The organism is Pseudomonas sp. CHM02 (genome assembly GCF_000612585.1).
Lineage (GTDB): Bacteria > Pseudomonadota > Gammaproteobacteria > Pseudomonadales > Pseudomonadaceae > Aquipseudomonas.
The window spans coordinates 1-20,935 of record NZ_JFCA01000035.1; the positions used below are offsets into that span (position 1 = coordinate 1).

The following is a 20,935-nucleotide window of genomic DNA, read 5'->3' on the forward strand; positions in this document are numbered from 1 at the left end:
CCAGCGCGGGGCAAGCCCGCTCACTACAGGAATCGGTTCGCCACAACTCCTGCACACAGCATCAAGCCAATGCCAACTCCACCCCCCCACCGTTCAACCGCACCGGCCACACCCGCAGGCGCTGGTCCGGCGCCTCCAGGCACTGGCCGTCTTCCAGCCGGTAATGCTGCTTGTAGATCGGCGCCGCCACCACCAGGTCGCCCTTGATACTGCCGATCAAACCACGGCCGATCACATTCGCCCCGGATTCCGGGTCATGGTTGTCGATGGCGTACACCGTCTGGTCCTGCGCATCCGGCAGGTAGAACAGCGCCACCTGCGCGCCGTCCACCCACACCACCACGCCGGAATTGCTCACCAGGTCGGCCTGGTTGCACACACGTTTCCAGGTGGCCAGGTTGCGTTGCGTGTTGGACTGGCTCATCAAGCAATCTCCTCGGTGACGGGAATCAGGTTGAGTTCGGCGGCCATGATCGGCCGGCGCTGGCCGCGTTCCTGGACGAAGTGGATGTCCGGGTCGGGGCGTTTGTCGTTGACGAAGGTGCGGAAGCGCTTGAGTTTCTCCGGGTCCTTGAGGGCGTTGGCCCACTCGCATTCATAGCGGTCGACCACCTGTTGCATTTGCGCTTCCAGCTCGGCACCCACGCCCAGGCTGTCGTGCAGGATCACGTCCTTGAGGAAATCCAGGCCGCCTTCCAGGCTCTCGCGCCATACCGATGTACGCTGCAACTTGTCGGCGGTGCGGATGTAGAACATCAGGAAACGGTCGATGCAGCGGATCAGCGAGGCATCGTCCAGGTCGGTGGCAAACAGTTCCGCATGACGCGGGCGCATGCCACCGTTACCAGCGATGTAGAGGTTCCAGCCCTTCTCCGTGGCGATCACGCCCACGTCCTTGCTCTGGGCTTCGGCGCACTCGCGAGTGCAGCCGGACACTGCGAACTTGAGCTTGTGCGGCGAGCGCAGGCCCTTGTAGCGGTCCTCGATCAGCAGCGCCATTTTCACGCTGTCTTGCACGCCGTAGCGGCACCAGGTGCTGCCCACGCACGACTTCACCGTGCGCGTGGACTTGCCATACGCATGCCCGGTCTCGAACCCCGCCGCGATCAACTCGCCCCAGATGTCCGGCAGTTCATGCAGTTGCGCGCCAAACAGGTCAATGCGCTGGCCGCCGGTGATCTTGGTGTAGAGGTCGTATTTCTTCGCCACTTCGCCGATCACAATGAGCTTATCCGCGGTGATCTCGCCGCCCGGAATGCGTGGCACCACCGAGTAGGTGCCGTTCTTCTGCATGTTGGCCATGAACGTATCGTTGGTGTCCTGCAGCGGCACCAGGGATGCGTCCATGATCGGCTGGTTCCAGCACGACGCCAGGATCGAGCCCACCGTCGGCTTGCAGACGTCGCAACCGGTATGGCCACGGCCGTGTTTGGCCAGCAGTTCGTCGAACGTGGTGATGCCTTCCACACGCACCAGCGCGTACAGCGCCTGCCGTGTGTAGGCGAAGTGCTCGCACAGGCTCTTGTCGACGCTGACGCCACGGGCGATCAGTTCATGCTCGAACACTTGCTTGAGCAGCCCGGCGCAGCCGCCGCAACCGGTGCAGGCCTTGGTCTGGGATTTGAGCAGGCCAAGGTCGCTGCAGCCACTGTCGATGGCCGAGCAGATCGCGCCTTTGGTCACGTTGTGGCAGGAGCACACGGTGGCCGATTCCGGCAACGCGCCGGGGCCGAGGATCGGAGCGCCACTGGAGGATGGCAGGATCAGGCTGGCCGGTTCGGATGGCAGCGCGATGCCGTTCTGCAGGTATTGCAGCAAGGTGTCGTAGTAACTGTTGTCACCCACCAGCACGGCGCCGATCACCTGCTTGCCCGAGGCGTCCACCACCAGGCGGCGGTAGCTGGCGCTGGCTTCGTCGATGAACTGGTAGCTGCGCGCGCCGGGTGTGTGGGCATGGGCGTCGCCGATGGAGCCCACGTCCACGCCCAGCAATTTGAGTTTGGTGGACATGTCGGCGCCCACAAACGGCTCGGCGGTTTGCTCACAAAGCAGCGCGGCGACGCCTCGGGCCATCTGGTAGCCGGGCGCGACCAGGCCGAACAGGCTGCCGTTCCAGGAGGCACACTCGCCTATCGCGTAGATGTTCGGGTCACAACTCAGGCATTCGTCGTTGATCACCACGCCGCCGCGCGGGCCGATCTCGAGGCCCGCCTGACGGGCCAGTGCGTCCTGGGCGCGGATACCGGCAGAGAACACGATCAGGTCGGTTTCGAGGCATTCGTCATTGGCGAAGTTCATGCGGTAGCGGAACTGCTCGCCAGCACTGATCGACTGGGTGGCGCGAGACAAATGCACCCCCACGCCCAGCCGCTCGATCTGCGCCTTGAGCGCCAGGCCGCCCAAGTCGTCCAGTTGCACCGGCATCAAGCGCGGCGCGAACTCCACCACATGGGCTTCAAGGCCCAGGCTTTTCAGCGCGTTGGCGGCTTCCAGGCCCAGCAGGCCACCGCCCACCACCACACCGCGCTTCGCGTTGACGGCCGCCTTGCGAATCGCGTCCAGGTCTTCAAGCGTGCGATACACCAGCCGCGAATCGCCTTCTGCGCCTTCGATCGGCGGCACGAACGGATAGGAGCCGGTGGCCAACACCAGCTTGTCATAGCCGAAGCAACCGTTGGCGGTGATCACCTCGCAGCGGACGCGGTCGATCTCCAGCACCGGCACGCCCAGGTGCAGGGTCACGCCTGGCGTCTGATACAACGAGGCCTCGGACAAGGCCAGGGACTCGGCGTCACGGCCGGTGAAATACTCGGACAGATGCACCCGGTCATAGGCGCGCATCGGTTCCTCGCTGAACACATGCAAGCGATAGCGATCCAGCGCGCCGCGCTCGATCAGTTGCGCCACACAGTGGTGGCCGACCATGCCATTGCCGACGACGATCAAGGTTTTGAGATTGTTCATATAAAGCACCCGACAAAGCTCATCACGGTTTAAAAAAGCAAAAAAAACGCCTGAAACCTTTCGGTTCCAGGCGTCTTTGCCTGTTCTTATGCGGGTTCGGATCGGGCGACTGCGCCGGACTGACCGCTATTGCCCCTGGTGTCGATCGTCGTTGACCGAGGTGGGTTAAGAGGGAGCTTGCAGGGTCTGTGCCAAACGAAGGCGAGGCCGTGTTCATGGCTCGACAGGTTGTTCGCAATTCTGTACACCCTCTCCAACGCCTCTAACTGGTGCGTCTCGCGTCATAAAAGTGCACGATTTGCCAGGGGTAAACAGTGTTCTGTGGTGAGCGGGCTTGCTGTGGTGAGCGGGCTTGCCCCGCGCGGGAGCACCACGGTATCTATTTAAGGGCTGCTGCGCAGCCCAGCGCGGGGCAAGCCCGCTCACCACAAAAATCCCGTTCATCACAAAAGGCCAGTTCACCCGACAAACCGCGTCGTGAACAAACTGGCGCGTGACTTGCTAGGAACACCCCAACCAAGCAGTCAACGCTGACTGCCCTCTCACGACAAAGGCGCCGTGTAATCCCCGTTTTCAACGGAGGGTTACAAGGCGCCTTTTTTGTTTACACGGGTTTCACATGGCCAACCAAAGCATACGCAGTGTGTGTCCCTATTGTGGCGTGGGCTGCGGCATCGTCATGCAGGTCGAACACAACAAAGTAGTCAAGGTGATCGGCGACAAGGCCCACCCCACCAACTTCGGTCGCCTGTGCACCAAAGGCACCACCTGCGGCCAAGCCATCGCCGAATCCGGACGCATGGAGAACGCCTATGTGCGCCAGGCACGCGAGCAGGACCCCGTGCGCGTCGCCATGGACAAGGCCATCAGCGACACTGCGCGCCGCTTGCGCCACGTCCTCGACACCCATGGGCCGGACGCGTTGGCCTTCTACGTGTCGGGCCAGATGTCGCTGGAATCCCAGTACCTGGTCAACAAACTGGCCAAGGGCTTCGTGCGCACCGCCAACATCGAGTCCAACTCGCGCCTGTGCATGGCCAGCGCCGGCAGTGGCTACAAACTGTCCCTCGGCTCCGACGGCCCGCCGGGCTCCTATGAGGACTTCGACCGCGCCGACCTGTTCTTCGTGATCGGCGCAAATATGGCCGACTGTCACCCCATCCTGTTCCTGCGCATGATGGACCGGGTCAAGGCCGGGGCGAAGCTGATCGTGGTCGACCCACGGCGCAGCGCCACGGCGGACAAGGCCAACCTGTTCCTGCCGATAAAACCCGGCACCGACCTGGCCCTGCTCAATGGCCTGCTGCACCTGCTGGTCAAAAACGGCCATACCGACCCGCAATTCATCGCTGCATTCACGGAGGGCTGGGAGGCCATGCCCGCGTTCCTGGAGGACTATTCGCCGCAGCGCGTCGCAGACCTCACCGGCCTTGCCGAAGCGGATATCCGCCAAGCCGCCGACTGGATCGGCCAGGCCACCGAGTGGATGAGCTGCTGGACCATGGGCCTGAACCAGAGTACCCACGGCACCTGGCACACCAACGCCCTCTGCAACCTGCACCTTGCCACCGGCGCCATCTGCCGGCCGGGCAGCGGTCCGTTTTCCCTCACGGGCCAGCCCAACGCCATGGGCGGGCGCGAAATGGGCTACATGGGCCCAGGCCTGCCGGGGCAGCGCTCGGTGCTGGTCGAGGCGGACCGCGCCTTTATCGAGGACCTGTGGCAGATCCCCCACGACAGCCTGCCACGCCAGGCCGGCAGCGGCACCGTGGCGCTGTTCGAGCAGATGGCCGCCGGGCAGATCAAGGCCTGCTGGATAATCTGCACCAACCCGGTCGCCAGCGTGCCCAACCGCCAAACCGTCATCAAAGGGCTGCAGACCGCCGAACTGGTGATTACCCAGGATGCCTTCCTCGACACCGAGACCAACCGCTACGCCGACATTCTGCTACCGGGTGCGCTGTGGGCCGAAGCCGAAGGGGTGATGATCAACTCCGAACGTAACCTGACCCTGATGCAGAAAGCCGTCGACGCCCCCGGCGAAACGTTACCCGACTGGCAGATCATCGCCAGGGTCGCCTGTGAGATGGGCTTTGCCGAAGCCTTCAGCTACGCATCCGCCGCCGACGTATTCGAAGAAATCAAATGCGCCTGGAACCCCAAGACCGGCTATGACCTGCGCGGCGCGAGTTACCCGCGCCTGCGCGAAAAGCCGCTGCAATGGCCCTGCGCATCCGTTGATGCAGCGGACCGCAACCCGATCCGCTACCGCACCCACGGCGCCCTCGCCTTCGCCACCGACAACGGCAAGGCCCGGTTCTTTGCCCGCCCGCATATGCCGCCCGCCGAGATGCCCGATGATGCGTTCCCCTTCGTGCTCAACACCGGCCGCGTGCAGCACCAATGGCACACCCTGACCAAGACCGGCAAGGTCGCCACCTTGAACAAACTCAACCCCGGCCCCTTCGTGGAACTGCACCCCGAAGACGCAGCCCGGCTGGGCATCAAAGACAAGGACCGGGTCGAAATACGCTCCCTGCGCGGCCACGCCGTGCTGCCTGCCGTGGTCACCGACCGTGTGCGGCCAGGCAACTGTTTTGCACCTTTTCATTGGAACGATGTGTTTGGCGAACACCTGGCGATCAACGCCGTGACCAACGATGCCGTGGACCCGATTTCCCTGCAGCCGGAGTTCAAGTTCTGCGCCGTCGCCCTGGTCCGCGTCGAACTGATCGACCATCAGCTCCTCGACCTCCACGCTCACGAACCTGAGGACACCGTCATGTCGCGCCTCGACGCCTTCGCCGAAATCGCCGGCCTCCGTCACCTGCCGCAACCGTCATTGAGTGACAACGAGCGCATCTACCTCGCTGGTTTCCTCAGCGGCCTGCAATCCAACGCCGCGCGCCAGGCCGTCGGCGTACCGACGATGCCCGCCAATGCGCCGCTGGCCGATGCGTCCCGGCTCTGGTTGAACGGCTTGCTCGGCGGGCTATTCAGTCATACCGAATCCGGCGCAGCGCCCTCGCCTGCCGTGACCCTGCTGTGGGCATCGCAAACCGGCAACGCCGAAGCCCTGGCCGAGCGTTTCGCCAAGCGCCTGCACGACGCCGGTATCAGGGTGGAACTGAGCGCGATGTCGGACTTCCCCGCGAGCAAACTGGCGAGCACCCACACCCTGGCGCTGATCAGCAGCACCTTCGGCGACGGCGACCCGCCGGACAATGGCGAAGGTTTCTGGCACAGCCTCAGCACCGCCGAGACGCGCCTGGAGTCGCTGCGCTTTGCGGTGCTGGCCTTGGGCGATCCGAACTACGACCAGTTCTGCAACCACGGCAAGCAACTCGACCAGCGCCTGTCGGAACTGGGCGCAACCCGCCTGCTCGAACGCGTCGACTGCGATACCGAATTCGAAGCCCCCGCCGACGCCTGGCTGGCGCGCTTCCAGCAGAGCCTCAACCCGGCAAAGCCGGTGGCGCTCGCCCCACCCGCCACGCCTGCCGGCAAGACCAAGCTGTACGGGTCGCGCCTGCTGCTCAACCGGCACCTGAATCCGCACAGCGCCCACAAGGAAACCCGCCAGTTCGCCCTGGACCTGGCCGACTCCGGGCTGACCTACGAAGCCGGCGATGCGCTGGGTGTGCGGCCGCGCAACTGCCCCGAGCTGGTCAGCGAGTTGCTCGACCTGACCCGCCTGGGGGGCAGTACCTGCGTGAACATCGACACGTTCGGCGATGTTCCCCTGGACCAGGCACTCACCCAGCATTTCGAAATCGCCCGGCCCAGCAGCGACACCCTGGCCTTTATCGCCGAGCGCAGCGCCAACCCAGGCCTCAAGCACCTGCTCAACCCCGAGCACAAGGCCGAACTGAATGACTGGCTGTGGGGCCGGCAACTGGCGGACGTGCTGCACGAGTACCCCATCGATTGCTCGGCGGACGAACTGCTGGGCACCCTCAAGCGCCTGCAGCCGCGCCTCTACTCAATCGCCTCGAGTGCCAAGGCCTACCCACGGGAAGTGCACCTCACCGTGGCCGCCGTGCGTTATGGCAGACGCAAAGGGGTGTCCTCGACCTTCCTGGCCGACCGCGTCGGTGACGGTGAAGTGCCATTGTTCGTGCAGCCGTCCAAGCACTTTCGCACACCCCGTGACGGCGAAGTGCCGATGATCATGATCGGCCCCGGTACCGGTGTCGCACCGTTCCGTGCGTTCCTGCAGGAGCGCCGGGCGCTGGGGCATCAGGGCCGCAACTGGCTGTTCTTCGGCGAACAACACGCCGCCACTGACTTCTACTATCAGGACGAACTGCAAGGCCTGCAGCGCGACGGCCTGCTCACCCACTTGAGCCTGGCGTTCTCCCGCGACCAGGCGCAGAAGGTCTACGTGCAGGATCGCATCCGCGAGCAAGGCGCCGAACTGTGGCGCTGGCTGCAGGACGGCGCCAGGCTGTACATCTGCGGCGATGCCAGCCATATGGCCAAGGACGTCGACCAGGCCCTGCGTCAAGTGGCGCAAACCCACGGCGGGCTGGATGTGGAAGGTGCCGTCGATTACTGGCGTCAGCTGAGCGAACAGAAGCGTTATCTGCGTGATGTGTATTGATTGGATACAGAACAATCACCCATTTGTATTGTGTACAAAAAACCCTAAAGGTTTGCCGGACCAGGGCCGAAACAGCAGTGATAGCAAATTGCCGCGATTCCATTTCAGGACTGCGACGATTTGGCCGCCCTCTACGCTGATGGTCGTCTCGATGAAAATAAAAAATAAGTTGGTACTGGCATTTGCCTCTGTTGCGTTTATCCCGGTGAGCCTGGTGGCCGTGATTTCGGTCATGAACACACGGACCCAGGCGGTGGATCAGTTCATCGATGGCAGCACCCGCGAAATCCGTCAGATCGATGGCAACATTCGCCAGTTCTTCGACGGCACGCTGCAAAACGTCGATCAAATGGCTACTGATCCTGTATACACATCGGTGAACACACTAAAGAACTACCAGCCCGCCGAGGCGGCGAGTCAGCCAATGCCGGCCGAGGCGCAAGCGGTGATCGACCGTTTCGCGCGCTTTGGCGCCACGCACCCGGCGGCGGCGATCCTGTCCATCGGCCTGGAAGACGGCACCTACGCCAAATGGCCGGATGACCCGCAACTGGCCAAGTACGACCCGCGCACCCGCCCCTGGTACAAGGCCGCGATGGCCAGCCCCGGCAAGACCGTGCGCACGCCGGCTTACTACTACGACAAAGACGACGTGGCACTGGTAGGCACTGCGCGGGCGTTGCTGGACAACGGCAAGGCCAAGGGCGTGTTCGTGGTCAGCGTCTCGCTGAAGAACCTCACCGAGCTGGTCAAGAGCATCAAGCTGGGCGAAAGCGGCTACGTGATGCTGATCGAAGACGGCGTGGTGCTGGTGGACCCACGCGACGCCGCCCACAGTTTCAAGCCGCTCAAGGACCTGGGCGCAGCCTATGCGCAATTGGCCGACACGCCGCAAGGCTCCACCGAGGTGGTGATCGACGGCGTGCGCTACATGGCCAACGTGTGGACCTCACCCGGCCTCGGCTGGCGCTATATCGGGCTGATCGAACACCGTGAAGTCATGGCCGAAGCCACGCGCATGACCTACCTCACCGCGATCATCGTCGGCGTGCTGGTGCTGATCTTCGGGCTGATCGCGGCGGCGTTTTCCAAGGTCATCGTCAAACCCATCGGCCAGGTCAGCACCGGCCTGCAGTCCATCGCCCAGGGTGAAGGCGACTTGCGCCACGAGTTGCACGTACAGGGCAAGGATGAAACCGCCGAACTGGCCGGCTGGTTCAACAAGTTTCTCGCGGCGATCCGCCAACTGATCCAGCATATCGGCGCGGCCTCGGCCAACCTGCAGAACGCTTCCAAGGTCAACAGCGAGGTGGCGCACAACATGAACGAGGCTGCCGGCCGCCAGCGTGAGGCCGTCGAATTGGTGTCGACCGCGTTCAACGAAATGGTGGCCACCGCCAACGAAGTCGCACGCTCATGCAGCGGTGCGGCGCAGTCCGCCGAGAACGGCCACCGTCGCGTGGCCGAGGGCAAGCAGCAGATCGAGGTCACCACCGACAACGTCAACCGCCTGGGCCGGCGCCTCACCGAATCGTCCCAGGCCATGGTCGAACTGGAGGCCGGCAGCCGCAGCATCAACCAGATTCTCGGCACCATCCGCGCGATTGCCGAGCAGACCAACCTGCTGGCACTCAACGCCGCCATCGAAGCCGCCCGTGCCGGCGACCAGGGCCGTGGCTTCGCGGTGGTGGCCGATGAAGTGCGCGCACTGGCCAAGCGCACGTCCGACTCCACCGGTGAAATCGAGCAACTGCTCGGCACCCTGGAAAACAAGACCCAGGAAGTCACACAGAAGATGGGCAGTTGCCTGGACCTGTCGCGAGCCAGCGTGTCCTCCATCGAAAGCGCGCGGGACAGTTTCGAAGGCATCCAATTGTCGGTGAACGAGATCCGCGACCAGAACCTGCAGATCTCCGCCGCGGCCGAGGAACAACACAGCGTGGCCGAAGAGATCAACCGGCATATCCAGCAGATCTACGACGAGGCACGCCTGGTGGAAAGCCTGGCCAACTCGGCGCAGGACGATTCGGGGCGTTTGTCCAATCTGTCGGACGAGTTGAATGGCCTGGTGGGACGGTTCAAGTCCTGAGGCACCCGCTCAGGATTTTGGTTGTGCCTGCTGGGCGCACGTTTTGTGGCGCTGCTGGCATCCTGGTCGACCGACACTCTGCCTACGCCTCAACCGTTGCACCGCGTCCAGTGCGCATAAAAGGCCAACGCGGCCACGTTTTTGTCCTTGGCTTCGAGCATGATGTCGAAACGATCGAGAAACTGCAGCGCGTAGTCGTTGGTCCAGCGGTTCCACATCTGTGCGCTATGGGCGTACAGGTCGCGCTTGGACACGACCTGCAACAGCGCACCCATTTCCAGCTTGTGCTCGGCGTCGAACCCCAGTGCCTGCAGGCTCTCCTGGGGTTGGGAGTAATGCAGGGTGGGCCGCACGCCACGCCAGCTTTCAATCACGCGGGCGACCCGTTCCGAGTGGGGGTCGATGTAGTCGTCTTCGTTGATCCAGCAGTGGTGAATGTCCAGCACCACCGGCGCCAGGTCGGCGACTTGCAGGCAGTGGTCCAGGCCATAGGTTTTCTCGTCGTTCTCGAAGGTGATGCAGTTGCGCGCCACTTCTGACAGGCGCGACCACACCGCACGGGTGCCTTGCACGCCAAGGCGGCCGGCAATGTGCACATTGCACTTGAGGTCCTGGAAGCGTCGGCCGTAGCCCATCATGCGGATCATGTCAGCGTGGTATTCAAACTCGGCCAGGCTGTTTTCCACCACGCCAGGGTTCTCCGAACCCAGCACACAGTACTGGCCAGGGTGGAACGACAGGCGAATATCCGAAGCACGCGCCAAGTCGCCGATAGCGGCAAACCCCTCCACCAACTGACGTTCGATGGCCGGGTCCTTGTACACAGCAGCGATTTTCGGGTGGCTATAGAAGGGCAACAGATCGCTGCTCAGACGCAGCATACGCAAGGTCGGCGGCAGCTCGGCGACGTACGCCAACAGGCGCAATTGGGCGGCCAGGTTATGGGTGACCACCTCCACTAATTTGTCACGGGCCACTTGCGGCGCAACGCTCTCCATCCAGCGCAATGTGGTGGTGCGCGGGTTGAACGGACCTTCGATCAGCTTCAAGGCGCTGGCGGAGGGCAGGCGTTCGGGGTGCTTGTATTGGCACGCGAAGCCGATGCGAGGGTGGGTCATGGAAGCGCCTGGCGTTAATAAAGTGCTGGATGATACGGCGTTAGGCCGGGGCCAACCCAGTGGGTTCACAATATTTCGACACGATTCACGCTGAACTTTCTGACGTCCGGTGTGCTCATCTCCTATGCGCTGCCCCATCCCAGGGGCGTTGTACAACAAGGAGCCGCCACGCCTATGACTACCCTCCCCGCCTACCGATACACGCCAGGGCCGCTGCATGCGACCTTGCTGGCCGGCACCGTACCGTTGTTTCTCGGTGCCTTGCTCAGTGACATTGCCTACACCCAGACCTACCAGATTCAATGGGCCAACTTCGCGTCCTGGCTGATTGCTGGCGCGTTGGTGTTCGCAGGTTTTGCGTTTTTGTTCGCGCTGGTCAACCTGCTCCGCGCCGAGCGCAAGGCCGGACAACCCGCACGGTATGTGCTGCTGCTGTTGGCCACCTGGTTACTGGGCCTGGTCAATGCCTTCCAGCACGCCAAGGACGCCTACGCCTCGATGCCGGCCGGCCTAGTGCTGTCGGCCATCGTCATGCTGCTGACACTGGCGGCGACATGGACCGGCCTGCGCTCGGGAGGTGTCAAATGAAAACGTCCAGCACCCTGACCCTGTTGAGCGCCGCATTATTGCTGAGCGCCTGCGGGGGCGAAGGCGACAAGACCCAGGCCCGTGGTCCGAATCCCAAGCTGCCCGAGCAACAAAGCAGCCTGCTGCCGAGCATGAAGATTGCCGAGCCCGCACCGTGGGGCGAGCAAAAACCCAAGGTGCCGGATGGCTACAGCGTGACGGCCATCGCCACTGGCCTCGCCATCCCGCGCCAGACCCTGGTGCTGCCCAACGGTGACATCCTCGTCGCTGAAGGCCGTGGCGGTAGCGCAGCGAAGCTCAAGCCCAAGGACGTGATCGCCAGCCTGATCAAGGCCGAAGGCAATACCAAGGTCAAGAGCGGCAACCGCCTGACCCTGCTGCGCGACGCCGATGGTGACGGCACCTATGAACTCAAGACCGTGTTCGCGGACAACCTCAATGCGCCCTACGGCCTGGCGTTCGCCAACGGCAAACTCTATGTGGCCAACCAGGATGCACTGGTGAGCTTCGACTACGCCGACGGCCAGACCAAGGCCAGCGGCCCACCCAGCACAGTCACCGACCTGCCGGCACAGATCAACCATCACTGGACCAAATCCCTGGCCGTGAGCGCTGACGGAAGCCAGCTCTACGTGGGTATCGGCTCCAATAGCAATGTCACCGAACGCGGCATGGAAGTGGAGATCGACCGCGCGATGGTCTGGCAGATCGACGCGGCCACCGGCGCGCGCAAGCCCTATGCAACAGGCCTGCGCAACCCGACCGCACTGACCATCCAGCCGGACTCCGGGCAATTGTGGACGGTGGTCAACGAACGCGACGAACTCGGCCCGGACCTGGTGCCGGACTACCTCACTTCGGTGCGTGAAGGCGCCTTCTACGGCTGGCCCTACAGCTATTGGGGCCAGAACGTCGACCCGCGTGCACAGCCGCAGAACCCGGCCAAAGTCGCCGCTGCGATCAAGCCGGATTACAGCCTGGGCTCCCACGTGGCAGCCCTCGGCGTAGACTTTTCCATCGCGCAAATGGGCGAGAAGTTTGCCGATGGCGTCTTCGTCGGCGAGCACGGCAGTTGGAACCGTGACAATCCGGTGGGCTACAAGGTGATCTTCGTGCCGTTCAGCAATGGCAAGCCGTCCGGCGAGCCTATCGACTTCGCCACCGGCTTTCGCGGTGATGACGGCAAGACCCGTGGCCGCCCGGTGGGCGTGACGGTAGACCCGAAAGGCGCGCTGATCATCGCCGACGACCTGGCCAATACCATTTGGCGGGTAACGCGTAACCCGTAACGGCACAAACCCATGGGGGGCGGGCTTGCCTGCCCCCACATTTCTCCTCGGGTTTACAGGTCAGTGATTTCCTTGTGACGCGGTACCAGCGTCTTCATCACGCTCCACGCCACCAGGTAAGCCAGCGCACAGATCGCGAACATGATCATGTAGCCGGTGTGGATGTCACCGACTGACTTGTAGTAGTCGAACACCCAGCCGCCGATCTTGGTCATCACCACGCCGCCGAGGCCGCCGGCCATGCCGCCGATACCGACCACCGAAGCCACGGTCTTCTGCGGGAACATGTCCGACACCGTGGTGAAGATGTTGCACGACCACGCCTGGTGCGCGGAGGCGCCCACGCCGATCAGCAATACCGGTACCCAGAAGCTGATGTAGCCCAACGGCTGCGCAAGCAACACCACCAGCGGGAACAGCGCAATCACCAGCATGGCTTTCATGCGCCCATCGTAAGGAGCATCGCCGCGCGCCATGAAGTAGCTGGGGAACCAGCCGCCACCGATGCTGCCGACCATGGTCATGCTGTACAGCACCGCCAGCGGCATCACGATATCGGCGCCTTTCATGCCGTATTGCGCCGACAGATAGGTGGGCAGCCAGAACAGGAAGAACCACCACACGCCGTCGGTCATGAACTTGCCGAAGGCAAAGGCCCAGGTCTGGCGATAGGTGAGCAACTTGAACCACGAGACCTTCTTCTCCACAGCGCCGGCCGGTGCCGGGGTGAAAGGCTGCACGGTCTGGTCGCTGCGGATGTAGGCCAGTTCCGCGGGCGACAAGCGTTTTTGCTCCTCCGGTTTCTGGTAGAGCGCGATCCACACCGCAACCCACACGAATCCCAAGCCGCCGATCACGATAAACGCCGCTTCCCAGCCCCAGAGGCCTGCGATCAGCGGCACGCAGATCGGCGCCAGGATCGCGCCCACGTTGGCCCCGGAGTTGAAGATACCGGTGGCCAGTGAACGTTCTTTCTTGGGGAAGTACTCGGCGGTGGCCTTGATCGCGATCGGGAAGTTACCCGCTTCGCCAATCGCCAGCACCGCACGGGACAGCATGAAACCGGCAATCGACACCGGAATCACCGCCAGGCCGATTGCGCCGCTGATGGCCGCGATGCCCTCGCCCATCGGCACCGAGAACGCATGCATGATGGCGCCCGTGGACCAGATGCCAATCGCCACGACATAGGCCGCCTTGGTGCCGATCCTGTCGACAAAGCGCCCGGCGAACAGCATGGAAATCGCGTAGACAAACTGGAACACCGCGGCAATGTTGGCGTAGTCGGTGTTGCTCCAGCCAAATTGCGTGGACAGCTGAGGTGCCAGCAGGCTGAGTACCTGGCGGTCGAGGTAGTTGACGGTGGTAGCGAAGAACAGCATCGCGCAGATGGTCCAGCGATAGTTACCTACCGCCTGGCCAACGCGCTGGGCGTTGATGGGCTCGTTCAAGTTCATGGCATCACTTTTTATTTTTGTTAGGTAGGACATACGTTACGTCATATGTCGTCGTACAACTGCGACTTTTATATCGAGACGCCTACACGCTGTCAATCTGAAAGATTGCCGCTTATCGAGGTATTTGGCTGGTATGTAAAATATCAGGCCATCGCAGTTGTAGGATGACAAACCCGTCATACCAGGCTTGGTGCCTTGCCCGGCACATCATCGAGCAGGCCGAAAGGCTGCATGCCGATCTTTTCCAGCACCCGAATCGATGCCGCGTGATCCGGTCGCACCAGACCGAACACCGCCGGCAAACCGAGAGTATTGAATGCCAGCATCAGCGCGTCGCGGCCTAACTCGGTGGCATAGCCCTGCCCCCAGGCTTCCACCGCGAACCGGTATCCGAGGTTGATGCGCCGCTCGGTCAAGTAGTTGAGGGGCGCGATCCCGCCGAAGCCAATGATGTGTTCCGGCGCTTCTTTGCGGGCAATCGCCCACCAGCCATAACCCTGACTGGCCCACTGTTCGAGCCAGTGATCCAGCAGGCGTTGCGCAACGTCCAGGCTGTCCATCGGCCCCGCTGGGTTGAACAGGTTCGTTTGCGGGTCACCGAAGATCGCGAACAATCGCTGCACATCGTCGGGGCGTGGCTGACGGTAGATGAGGCGGGAGGGGGTGGCTGGCATCGGCATATCTCGTGTGTGGACTGACAACGTTCAATCCATCCGCAAAAAAACGCAAATAGTGGTGAATTATTTCATGTCCGCCTGTATCTGAACTGACAGAGCGGTGCCATCGCAGCGATGGCACCTCCCCTGTTCTGCTTTAGAGTGCCCCGCATGAAATCACGTAAGAAAAGCGTCAAGCCCATCGGATTGAAAGACATCACCATCGTCGACGACACCAAAGTGCGCAAGGCGATCACCGCCGCCGCACTGGGTAACGCCATGGAATGGTTCGACTTTGGCGTCTACGGTTTTGTCGCCTATGTACTGGGCAAGGTGTTTTTTCCCGACGCTTCGCCCAGCGTACAAATGATCGCTGCACTGGGTACCTTCTCCGTGCCCTTCCTGATCCGTCCGCTGGGGGGGCTGTTCTTCGGGGCACTGGGCGATAAGTACGGGCGGCAAAAGGTCCTCGCCGCCACCATTGTGATCATGTCCCTGAGCACCTTCGCCATCGGCCTGATCCCCTCCTACGCCTCGATTGGCATCTGGGCGCCGATCCTGCTGTTGCTGTGCAAAATGGCCCAGGGGTTCTCGGTCGGTGGCGAATACACCGGTGCTTCGATCTTCGTGGCCGAATACGCCCCGGACCGCAAGCGTGGCTTCCTGGGCAGTTGGCTGGACTTCGGTTCCATCGCCGGTTTCGTGTTGGGCGCGGGCGTGGTGGTGCTGATTTCCAGCGTCGTCGGCGAAGCCGATTTTGAAGCGTGGGGCTGGCGCCTGCCGTTCTTCCTTGCCCTGCCCTTGGGCATCATCGGCCTGTACCTGCGCCATGCGCTGGAAGAAACCCCGGCCTTCCAGCAACACATGGACAAGCTCGAACAAGGCGACCGCGAAGGCCTGACCCACGGTCCCAAAGTCTCGTTCAAGGAGGTCGCGACCCAGCACTGGCGCAGCCTGCTGACCTGCATCGGGATTGTCGCGGCCACCAACGTGACGTACTACATGCTGCTCACGTACATGCCGAGCTACCTGTCGCATAACCTGCACTACAAAGAAAACAGCGGTGTGCTGATCATCATTGCGATCATGGTCGGCATGCTGTTCGTGCAGCCGTTCATTGGCTTTGTCAGCGACAAGATCGGCCGCAAGCCGTTTATCATCGCTGGCAGTATCGGCCTGCTGTTCCTGGCCATCCCGGCGTTCATGCTGATCACCAGCGGCAAGATCGGGCTGATCTTCGCGGGCCTGCTGATCCTGGCGGTGATCCTCAACTTCTTTATCGGCGTGATGGCCTCGACCCTGCCGGCGATGTTCCCCACTCACCTGCGCTACAGCGCGCTGGCCAGTGCGTTCAACGTCTCGGTACTGATCGCCGGCGTCACCCCGACCGCCGTGGCCTGGCTGGTGGAAAGCACCAACGACCTGTACATGCCCGCCTACTACCTGATGGTGTTTGCGGTGGTCGGCCTGATCACCGGCCTGACCATGAAGGAAACCGCCAACAAGCCACTGCGCGGTGCAGCGCCGGCCGCTTCGGACATGGAAGAAGCCAAGGAACTGCTGCAGGAACACCACGACACTATCGAGCAGAAGATCGAAGACATCGATGCCGAGATTGCCGAGCTGGAAGCCAAGCGCAAGCACCTCGTGGAACAGCACCCGCGCATCAACTAAAAGCCGGTTTGCGCGACTGATCGGGTGCCTCTTCTGTGCCAACTTGACGCCCACCGATCAGCCGCCCTACCTGAAGAAATGACTCGGCGTCTTGCCAAACTGTTTCTTGAACATGCTGGTAAAAGCACTGGGGCTTTCATAGCCCAGTTCCAGCGCGATATCGATCACCTTCTCGCCCACCGCAATGCGCTCCAGCGCCAGCAGCAACCGCGCCTGCTGACGCCATTGGCCGAAGGTCATGCCGGTTTCCCTGCGAAACAGACGCTGGATGGTTTTCTGGTCCAGGTTCAGGCGTTCGCTCCAGTGCGCCACGGTGGAGGCGTCGCTCGGGTCTTCCTGCAGCGCCAGGCTGATGCGCTGCAGGCGAGGGTCGGCGGGCTGCGGCAACGACAGTGGCAACGCCGGCAGGATGGCCAGTTCGTCGAGGATCAAGTGCATGATCCGCGCCTCCCGCGAGTCCTCGGCATACGGCGGTTTCAAACTCACGGAGGCCTTGATCAGCTCGCTCAGCAGCGGTGAAATGCTGACGGTTTTCGGCTCGCCGGGCATGTTCGGGAAGCGGTCCGGGCGCACGAACACGCTGCGCATCTTCAGGGTGCCGACGCAACGCAGGGAATGCACTTGCCCGGCAGGCATCCAGATCCCGCGATTGGGCGGCACCGTCCACTGGTTCAGCGCCGAGTACACCACCATTACGCCCTCGATGGCGTAGAGCAGTTGATGTTTCTCGTGGCTGTGGTCGGGGATCACCCAGTTTTCCGGGTAATCCGTGGCGGAACTGATGACAGCCCAGGCGCCTTCGTTGATTTCCTGGAGAAATTCATTCAGTGGTTTAATCATTTCGCCCTTTTTGCGATGGTTGTCGCCCGAATTACGCGAGACAGGCATTCTTGACGAATCTAGCATGAACGCCGAATCATTTTGTAATGGATGACGACCTTAAGAAGTCGCCGCCTCTGATTAGCTGCCTTGTATGGAATGCCTGCATGTCGACCCTCACTGCGTCACCCGCCGCTGCAACCACTACACCCCAGGCCAGCCCTTTGGTCATGCGTATCCTAGGCGCCTGCGCCCTGGCGCACTTGATCAATGACCTGATCCAGGCCGTGCTGCCGTCGATCTACCCGATGCTCAAGGCCAACTACGGCCTGTCGTTTACCCAGGTGGGCCTGATCACCCTGACCTTCCAACTGACCGCCTCGCTGCTGCAGCCCTGGATCGGTTACCACACCGACCGCCACCCCAAGCCATGGCTGCTGCCGGCGGGCATGGTGTGCACCTTGATCGGCATCCTGATGCTGGCCTTTGTCGGCAGCTTCCCGGCGATCCTGCTGGCGGCAGGCCTGGTGGGCGTCGGCTCGTCGACCTTCCACCCGGAAACCTCGCGCGTCGCGCGCCTGGCCTCCGGCGGTCGCTACGGCCTGGCGCAGTCGACTTTCCAGGTGGGCGGCAATACCGGCAGCGCGTTGGGCCCATTGCTGGCCGCGGCGATCATCATTCCTTACGGCCAGGGCCATATCGCCTGGTTCGGATTGTTTGCCGTGTTTGCGATCCTGGTGCTCTACGGCCTGAGCCGCTGGTACCGCCACCACCTCAACCTGTTCAAGCTCAAGCAAGGCGGCAAAGCCACCCACGGGCTGTCCAAAGGCCGCGTGACCTTTGCCCTGGTGGTGCTCGCCGTGCTGGTGTTCTCCAAATACTGGTACATGACCAGCCTGACCAGCTACTTCACGTTCTACCTGATCGAAAAATTCCAGCTGTCGGTCTCCAGCTCGCAGATGTACCTGTTCCTGTTCCTGGGCGCCGTGGCAGTCGGCACCTTCGCGGGCGGCCCGATCGGCGACAGGATCGGCCGCAAGAAAGTCATCTGGTTCTCGATCCTCGGCGCCGCGCCGTTCACCCTGGCGCTGCCCTACGTCGACCTGTTCTGGACGGCGGTATTGAGCGTGGTAATCGGGTTTATCATCGCGTCGGCCTTCTCGGCCATCGTGGTGTATGCCCAGGAGCTGGTGCCCGGCAACGTGGGCATGATCGCCGGGATCTTCTTCGGCCTGATGTTCGGTTTCAGCGGGATTGGCGCGGCCTTGCTCGGCTTGCTCGCCGATACCCACGGTATCGAGTACGTCTACACACTGTGTTCGTTCCTGCCGTTGGTGGGCATCCTGACGGTCCTGCTGCCGTCGACCAAAGGCGCCTGACCTGCCGATCATCGCCTGGCCGTGTGCCATCACGATGAATGCTCTGAAAAACCTGCGTGTGCGCTTACAATCCCGGTTCTAAAGGCACACCAGGCAGACCCGGCAAGAAATGACGCTCGACCCTCCCACGATACTGGCACTTTCCGTTGCCCTGGCGGCCGCTGCCGCCCTGTACCTGGCCGTTGAGTGGCGCAGTGTGCGTGAACCCTCGCTGCTGTGCTGGAGCGCGGGTTTCGCGACCATCTGCATCGGCTCTCTCCTCGCGCTGCTACGCATCAATGGCTTCCTGATGATCGGCATCTGGTTCGCCAACGGCTTGCTGGTGACCGCGCACTTTCTATTTCTGCTGGGTGTGGCACGGTTCACCCAGGTGCGTTTGTCGCCGTTGTGGTTGTTGATGCTGGTGGTGTGGCTCGGCATGCTGATGCTGCCGGCCGACCTGCCGTGGTCCAAAGCCATGCTGGGCGTGCAGTCGCTGCTGGTGGCGCTGCCGACCCTGCGCGCCAGTTTCCTGCTGCGCCCCCATGGCAAGTCCTTGAGCATCGGCGCCGTGCAGTTGCGCTATGTACTGCTGATCCATGGTGGGTTTTATGTGGCCAAGGCGCTGTCGGTGCTGATCCCCGGCACCTTGATCGACCTCGCCGCGTTCAAGGGCGAGATCATTCAGGTGTCCCTGGTGGAAGGCGCCATGGCAATCATGCTGATTGCGCTGTCGATGACCGGCTCCGAACGCTACCGTCGCGAACAGCAGATTGCCCGCCTCGCCGCCCGCGACCCACTGACCGCCCTGTACAACCGCCGCGCCCTCGACCTGCGCGCACCGCGCCTGCTGGCCCAGGTGTCGCCGGCGCAACCGGGTGCGCTGCTGCTGATCGACATCGACAACTTCAAATCGGTCAACGACCTCCACGGCCACACCGCCGGCGACCGCTTGCTGATTGCCTTGAGTGAAATGATCCGCGGCGTGGTGCCCCAGGGCGCGCTGGCGGCCCGCCTGGGTGGGGATGAATTCGTGATTCTGTTCAACCCGGCCTCCACCGAACAGATCGTCGAACTGGGCAGCAGCCTGCGCGACCAGTTCCACCAACTGGCCTCGCAGACCTTCAACACGCCGGCGCCGGTGACTCTGAGCATCGGCGCCAACCTGTTCGACCAGCCGCCGCCGAGCCTGACGGCGTTGATTGAGCAAGGCGATACCACGCTGTATGAGTCCAAGCGGGGTGGGCGCGATAGCATTCGCCTTGTCGACCGCACGGGTTCAAGCGCTTACGGCCAAAGATCGTAACTGACCGCGACGCTACGCCCAGCCCTCACCGATTCCAACGCACAGTCCGCCAAGTGCAACGCATACAGCCCATCGCGCACGCTGGTGGGCAATGCCGTGCCGCTGTTCAATGCGTCGATGAAGTGCGTCAGCTCATTGCGGTAGGCCTCTGCATAACGCTCGAGGAAAAAGTGCTGCAAAGGCTCCAGCGCTTCGGTGTGCTCGGCGCTCCAGTGCCGCAAGGTGCTGGGGCGATGGTTGTCGGTAAGCAGCACGCCCTTGGCGCCGGACACTTCCACGCGCTGGTCATAACCGTACACCGCCTGGCGGCAGCAGTTGATGTGGCACTGCTTGCCGGAGGCGGTGCGCAGCAGCACCATCACGCTGTCGTAGTCGTCGATCTCGGCCAGGCTCGGGTCCACCAGGCGGCTGGCGATGGCGCTGACCTCCACCGGTTCTTCGCCCAGCAGGTGGCGGGCGGTGTCGAAGTCGTGGATGGTCATGTCGCGCAGGATGCCGCCGGAGTGTTCCAGGTAGTCGCGCGGTGCCAGGCCGGGGTCGCGACTGGTGATAATCACCTGGCGCACGTCACCGATCTGCCCGGCATCGAGGGCCTGGCGCAGGCGCAGCATGTCGGGGTCGAAGCGTCGGTTGAAACCGAGCATCACCCTACCGCCTTGGCGCTCTACCGCTTGGGCGGCGCTGCGGGCCTTGGCGATATCGAGGTCGATGGGTTTTTCGCAGAGTACCGCCTTGCCCGCGGCCACTGCCGCCAGGAGCAGGTCGATATGCGTATCGGTAGGTGTACCGATCACCACGGCGTCGATGTCTTGGCGGGTCAGCACGGCGGCGCAATCGTAAGCGGCCTCGCAGCCCAGTTGCGTGCTCAAGGCATCGACACCTTCACGCCAGGGGTCGGCCACCAATACCAGCGTGGCGTTGGGATGGGCGGCGACGTTGGCGGCGTGGATCCTGGCGATGCGCCCGGCACCCAGAACGGCGATTCGTAGCATGGTCGAACTCCTGATGTTGTTA

At 62.7% G+C, this 20,935-nt stretch carries 14 protein-coding genes and 1 pseudogene; 8 read left to right on the forward strand and 7 right to left on the reverse strand.

The window, feature by feature from the left end:
• Positions 1 to 61: 61 nt before the first annotated feature.
• On the reverse strand, positions 62 to 424 hold the full coding sequence (gene nirD / locus BM70_RS0120440; RefSeq protein WP_025857714.1) for a nitrite reductase small subunit NirD: 363 nt from the start codon (positions 422 to 424) through the stop codon (positions 62 to 64).
• The gene (nirB, locus tag BM70_RS0120445) at positions 424 to 2,964 is read right to left on the reverse strand and encodes a nitrite reductase large subunit NirB (RefSeq protein WP_025857715.1); all 2,541 of its coding nucleotides are present in this window, start codon (positions 2,962 to 2,964) and stop codon (positions 424 to 426) included. The genes nirD and nirB overlap by 1 nt, the downstream gene beginning before the upstream one ends.
• A 619-nt stretch (positions 2,965 to 3,583) precedes the next feature.
• Here nirB and BM70_RS0120450 point away from each other — a divergent pair.
• The 3 genes and pseudogenes from BM70_RS0120450 to BM70_RS33975 all read left to right on the forward strand — a co-directional run bounded on the left by BM70_RS0120450 (position 3,584) and on the right by BM70_RS33975 (position 9,656).
• A complete protein-coding gene (locus BM70_RS0120450; protein WP_025857716.1) occupies positions 3,584 to 7,567 on the forward strand; it encodes a bifunctional nitrate reductase/sulfite reductase flavoprotein subunit alpha in 3,984 nt (1,327 codons plus the stop codon).
• Between the two features lie 232 nt (positions 7,568 to 7,799).
• Positions 7,800 to 8,801: pseudogene (locus tag BM70_RS33970) on the forward strand (cache domain-containing protein); the annotation flags it as partial.
• An 87-nt stretch (positions 8,802 to 8,888) separates the two neighbouring features.
• Positions 8,889 to 9,656, forward strand: coding sequence for a methyl-accepting chemotaxis protein (locus BM70_RS33975; RefSeq protein WP_371262174.1), 768 nt, complete (start codon positions 8,889 to 8,891; stop codon positions 9,654 to 9,656).
• Positions 9,657 to 9,745: 89 nt separating this feature from the next.
• On the opposite strand, the gene BM70_RS0120460 is transcribed toward BM70_RS33975, so the two are convergent.
• A complete protein-coding gene (locus tag BM70_RS0120460; RefSeq protein WP_025857718.1) occupies positions 9,746 to 10,774 on the reverse strand; it encodes a UV damage endonuclease UvsE in 1,029 nt (342 codons plus the stop codon).
• A gap of 174 nt (positions 10,775 to 10,948) precedes the next feature.
• On the opposite strand from BM70_RS0120460, the gene BM70_RS0120465 reads away from it, so the two are divergent.
• Together BM70_RS0120465 and BM70_RS0120470 are read left to right on the forward strand one after the other, a co-directional pair.
• Positions 10,949 to 11,362 (forward strand): DUF2231 domain-containing protein, encoded by a 414-nt coding sequence (locus BM70_RS0120465; RefSeq protein WP_025857719.1) that lies wholly within the window; start codon positions 10,949 to 10,951, stop codon positions 11,360 to 11,362.
• Positions 11,359 to 12,651: a sorbosone dehydrogenase family protein gene (locus BM70_RS0120470; protein WP_025857720.1), complete on the forward strand. Its 1,293-nt coding sequence runs from the start codon at positions 11,359 to 11,361 to the stop codon at positions 12,649 to 12,651. Before BM70_RS0120465 ends, BM70_RS0120470 begins: the two co-directional genes overlap by 4 nt.
• A gap of 53 nt (positions 12,652 to 12,704) precedes the next feature.
• Here the strand turns inward: BM70_RS0120470 and BM70_RS0120475 are convergent, their stop codons facing one another.
• Both BM70_RS0120475 and BM70_RS31445 read right to left on the reverse strand, forming a co-directional pair.
• Entirely contained in the window at positions 12,705 to 14,108 is a 1,404-nt protein-coding gene (locus BM70_RS0120475; protein ID WP_025857721.1) for an MFS transporter, read from the reverse strand.
• Positions 14,109 to 14,284: 176 nt separating this feature from the next.
• Positions 14,285 to 14,782: a GNAT family N-acetyltransferase gene (locus BM70_RS31445; protein ID WP_043274311.1), complete on the reverse strand. Its 498-nt coding sequence runs from the start codon at positions 14,780 to 14,782 to the stop codon at positions 14,285 to 14,287.
• 153 nt (positions 14,783 to 14,935) lie between these two features.
• On the opposite strand from BM70_RS31445, the gene proP reads away from it, so the two are divergent.
• A complete protein-coding gene (gene proP / locus BM70_RS0120485; protein ID WP_025857722.1) occupies positions 14,936 to 16,438 on the forward strand; it encodes a glycine betaine/L-proline transporter ProP in 1,503 nt (500 codons plus the stop codon).
• Between the two features lie 66 nt (positions 16,439 to 16,504).
• On the opposite strand, the gene BM70_RS0120490 is transcribed toward proP, so the two are convergent.
• Positions 16,505 to 17,326, reverse strand: a complete 822-nt coding sequence (locus BM70_RS0120490; protein ID WP_025857723.1) for a helix-turn-helix domain-containing protein — start codon at positions 17,324 to 17,326, stop codon at positions 16,505 to 16,507.
• A 98-nt stretch (positions 17,327 to 17,424) separates the two neighbouring features.
• Here BM70_RS0120490 and BM70_RS0120495 point away from each other — a divergent pair, with 98 nt between their 5' ends.
• Complete coding sequence (locus BM70_RS0120495) at positions 17,425 to 18,636, forward strand: MFS transporter (protein WP_025857724.1); 1,212 nt, start codon at positions 17,425 to 17,427, stop codon at positions 18,634 to 18,636.
• A gap of 109 nt (positions 18,637 to 18,745) precedes the next feature.
• Positions 18,746 to 19,921: a GGDEF domain-containing protein gene (locus BM70_RS0120500; RefSeq protein ID WP_025857725.1), complete on the forward strand. Its 1,176-nt coding sequence runs from the start codon at positions 18,746 to 18,748 to the stop codon at positions 19,919 to 19,921.
• On the opposite strand, the gene iolG is transcribed toward BM70_RS0120500, so the two are convergent.
• A complete protein-coding gene (iolG, locus tag BM70_RS0120505) occupies positions 19,903 to 20,913 on the reverse strand; it encodes an inositol 2-dehydrogenase (RefSeq protein WP_025857726.1) in 1,011 nt (336 codons plus the stop codon). The genes BM70_RS0120500 and iolG overlap by 19 nt on opposite strands.
• Positions 20,914 to 20,935: the final 22 nt, after the last annotated feature.

Excerpts from the sequence above, each read along its gene's own strand:
- BM70_RS31445 (WP_043274311.1), bottom strand. The coding sequence starts at position 14,782 with ATGCCAGCCACCCCCTCCCGCCTCATCTACCGTCAGCCACGCCCCGAC.
- nirB (WP_025857715.1), bottom strand. The coding sequence starts at position 2,964 with ATGAACAATCTCAAAACCTTGATCGTCGTCGGCAATGGCATGGTCGGC.
- proP (WP_025857722.1), top strand. The coding sequence starts at position 14,936 with ATGAAATCACGTAAGAAAAGCGTCAAGCCCATCGGATTGAAAGACATC.
- BM70_RS0120495 (WP_025857724.1), top strand. The coding sequence starts at position 17,425 with ATGTCGACCCTCACTGCGTCACCCGCCGCTGCAACCACTACACCCCAG.
- iolG (WP_025857726.1), bottom strand. The coding sequence starts at position 20,913 with ATGCTACGAATCGCCGTTCTGGGTGCCGGGCGCATCGCCAGGATCCAC.
- BM70_RS0120465 (WP_025857719.1), top strand. The coding sequence starts at position 10,949 with ATGACTACCCTCCCCGCCTACCGATACACGCCAGGGCCGCTGCATGCG.
- nirD (WP_025857714.1), bottom strand. The coding sequence starts at position 424 with ATGAGCCAGTCCAACACGCAACGCAACCTGGCCACCTGGAAACGTGTG.
- BM70_RS0120490 (WP_025857723.1), bottom strand. The coding sequence starts at position 17,326 with ATGCCTGTCTCGCGTAATTCGGGCGACAACCATCGCAAAAAGGGCGAA.
- BM70_RS0120500 (WP_025857725.1), top strand. The coding sequence starts at position 18,746 with ATGACGCTCGACCCTCCCACGATACTGGCACTTTCCGTTGCCCTGGCG.
- BM70_RS33975 (WP_371262174.1), top strand. The coding sequence starts at position 8,889 with ATGAACGAGGCTGCCGGCCGCCAGCGTGAGGCCGTCGAATTGGTGTCG.
- BM70_RS0120475 (WP_025857721.1), bottom strand. The coding sequence starts at position 14,108 with ATGAACTTGAACGAGCCCATCAACGCCCAGCGCGTTGGCCAGGCGGTA.
- BM70_RS0120470 (WP_025857720.1), top strand. The coding sequence starts at position 11,359 with ATGAAAACGTCCAGCACCCTGACCCTGTTGAGCGCCGCATTATTGCTG.
- BM70_RS0120460 (WP_025857718.1), bottom strand. The coding sequence starts at position 10,774 with ATGACCCACCCTCGCATCGGCTTCGCGTGCCAATACAAGCACCCCGAA.
- BM70_RS0120450 (WP_025857716.1), top strand. The coding sequence starts at position 3,584 with ATGGCCAACCAAAGCATACGCAGTGTGTGTCCCTATTGTGGCGTGGGC.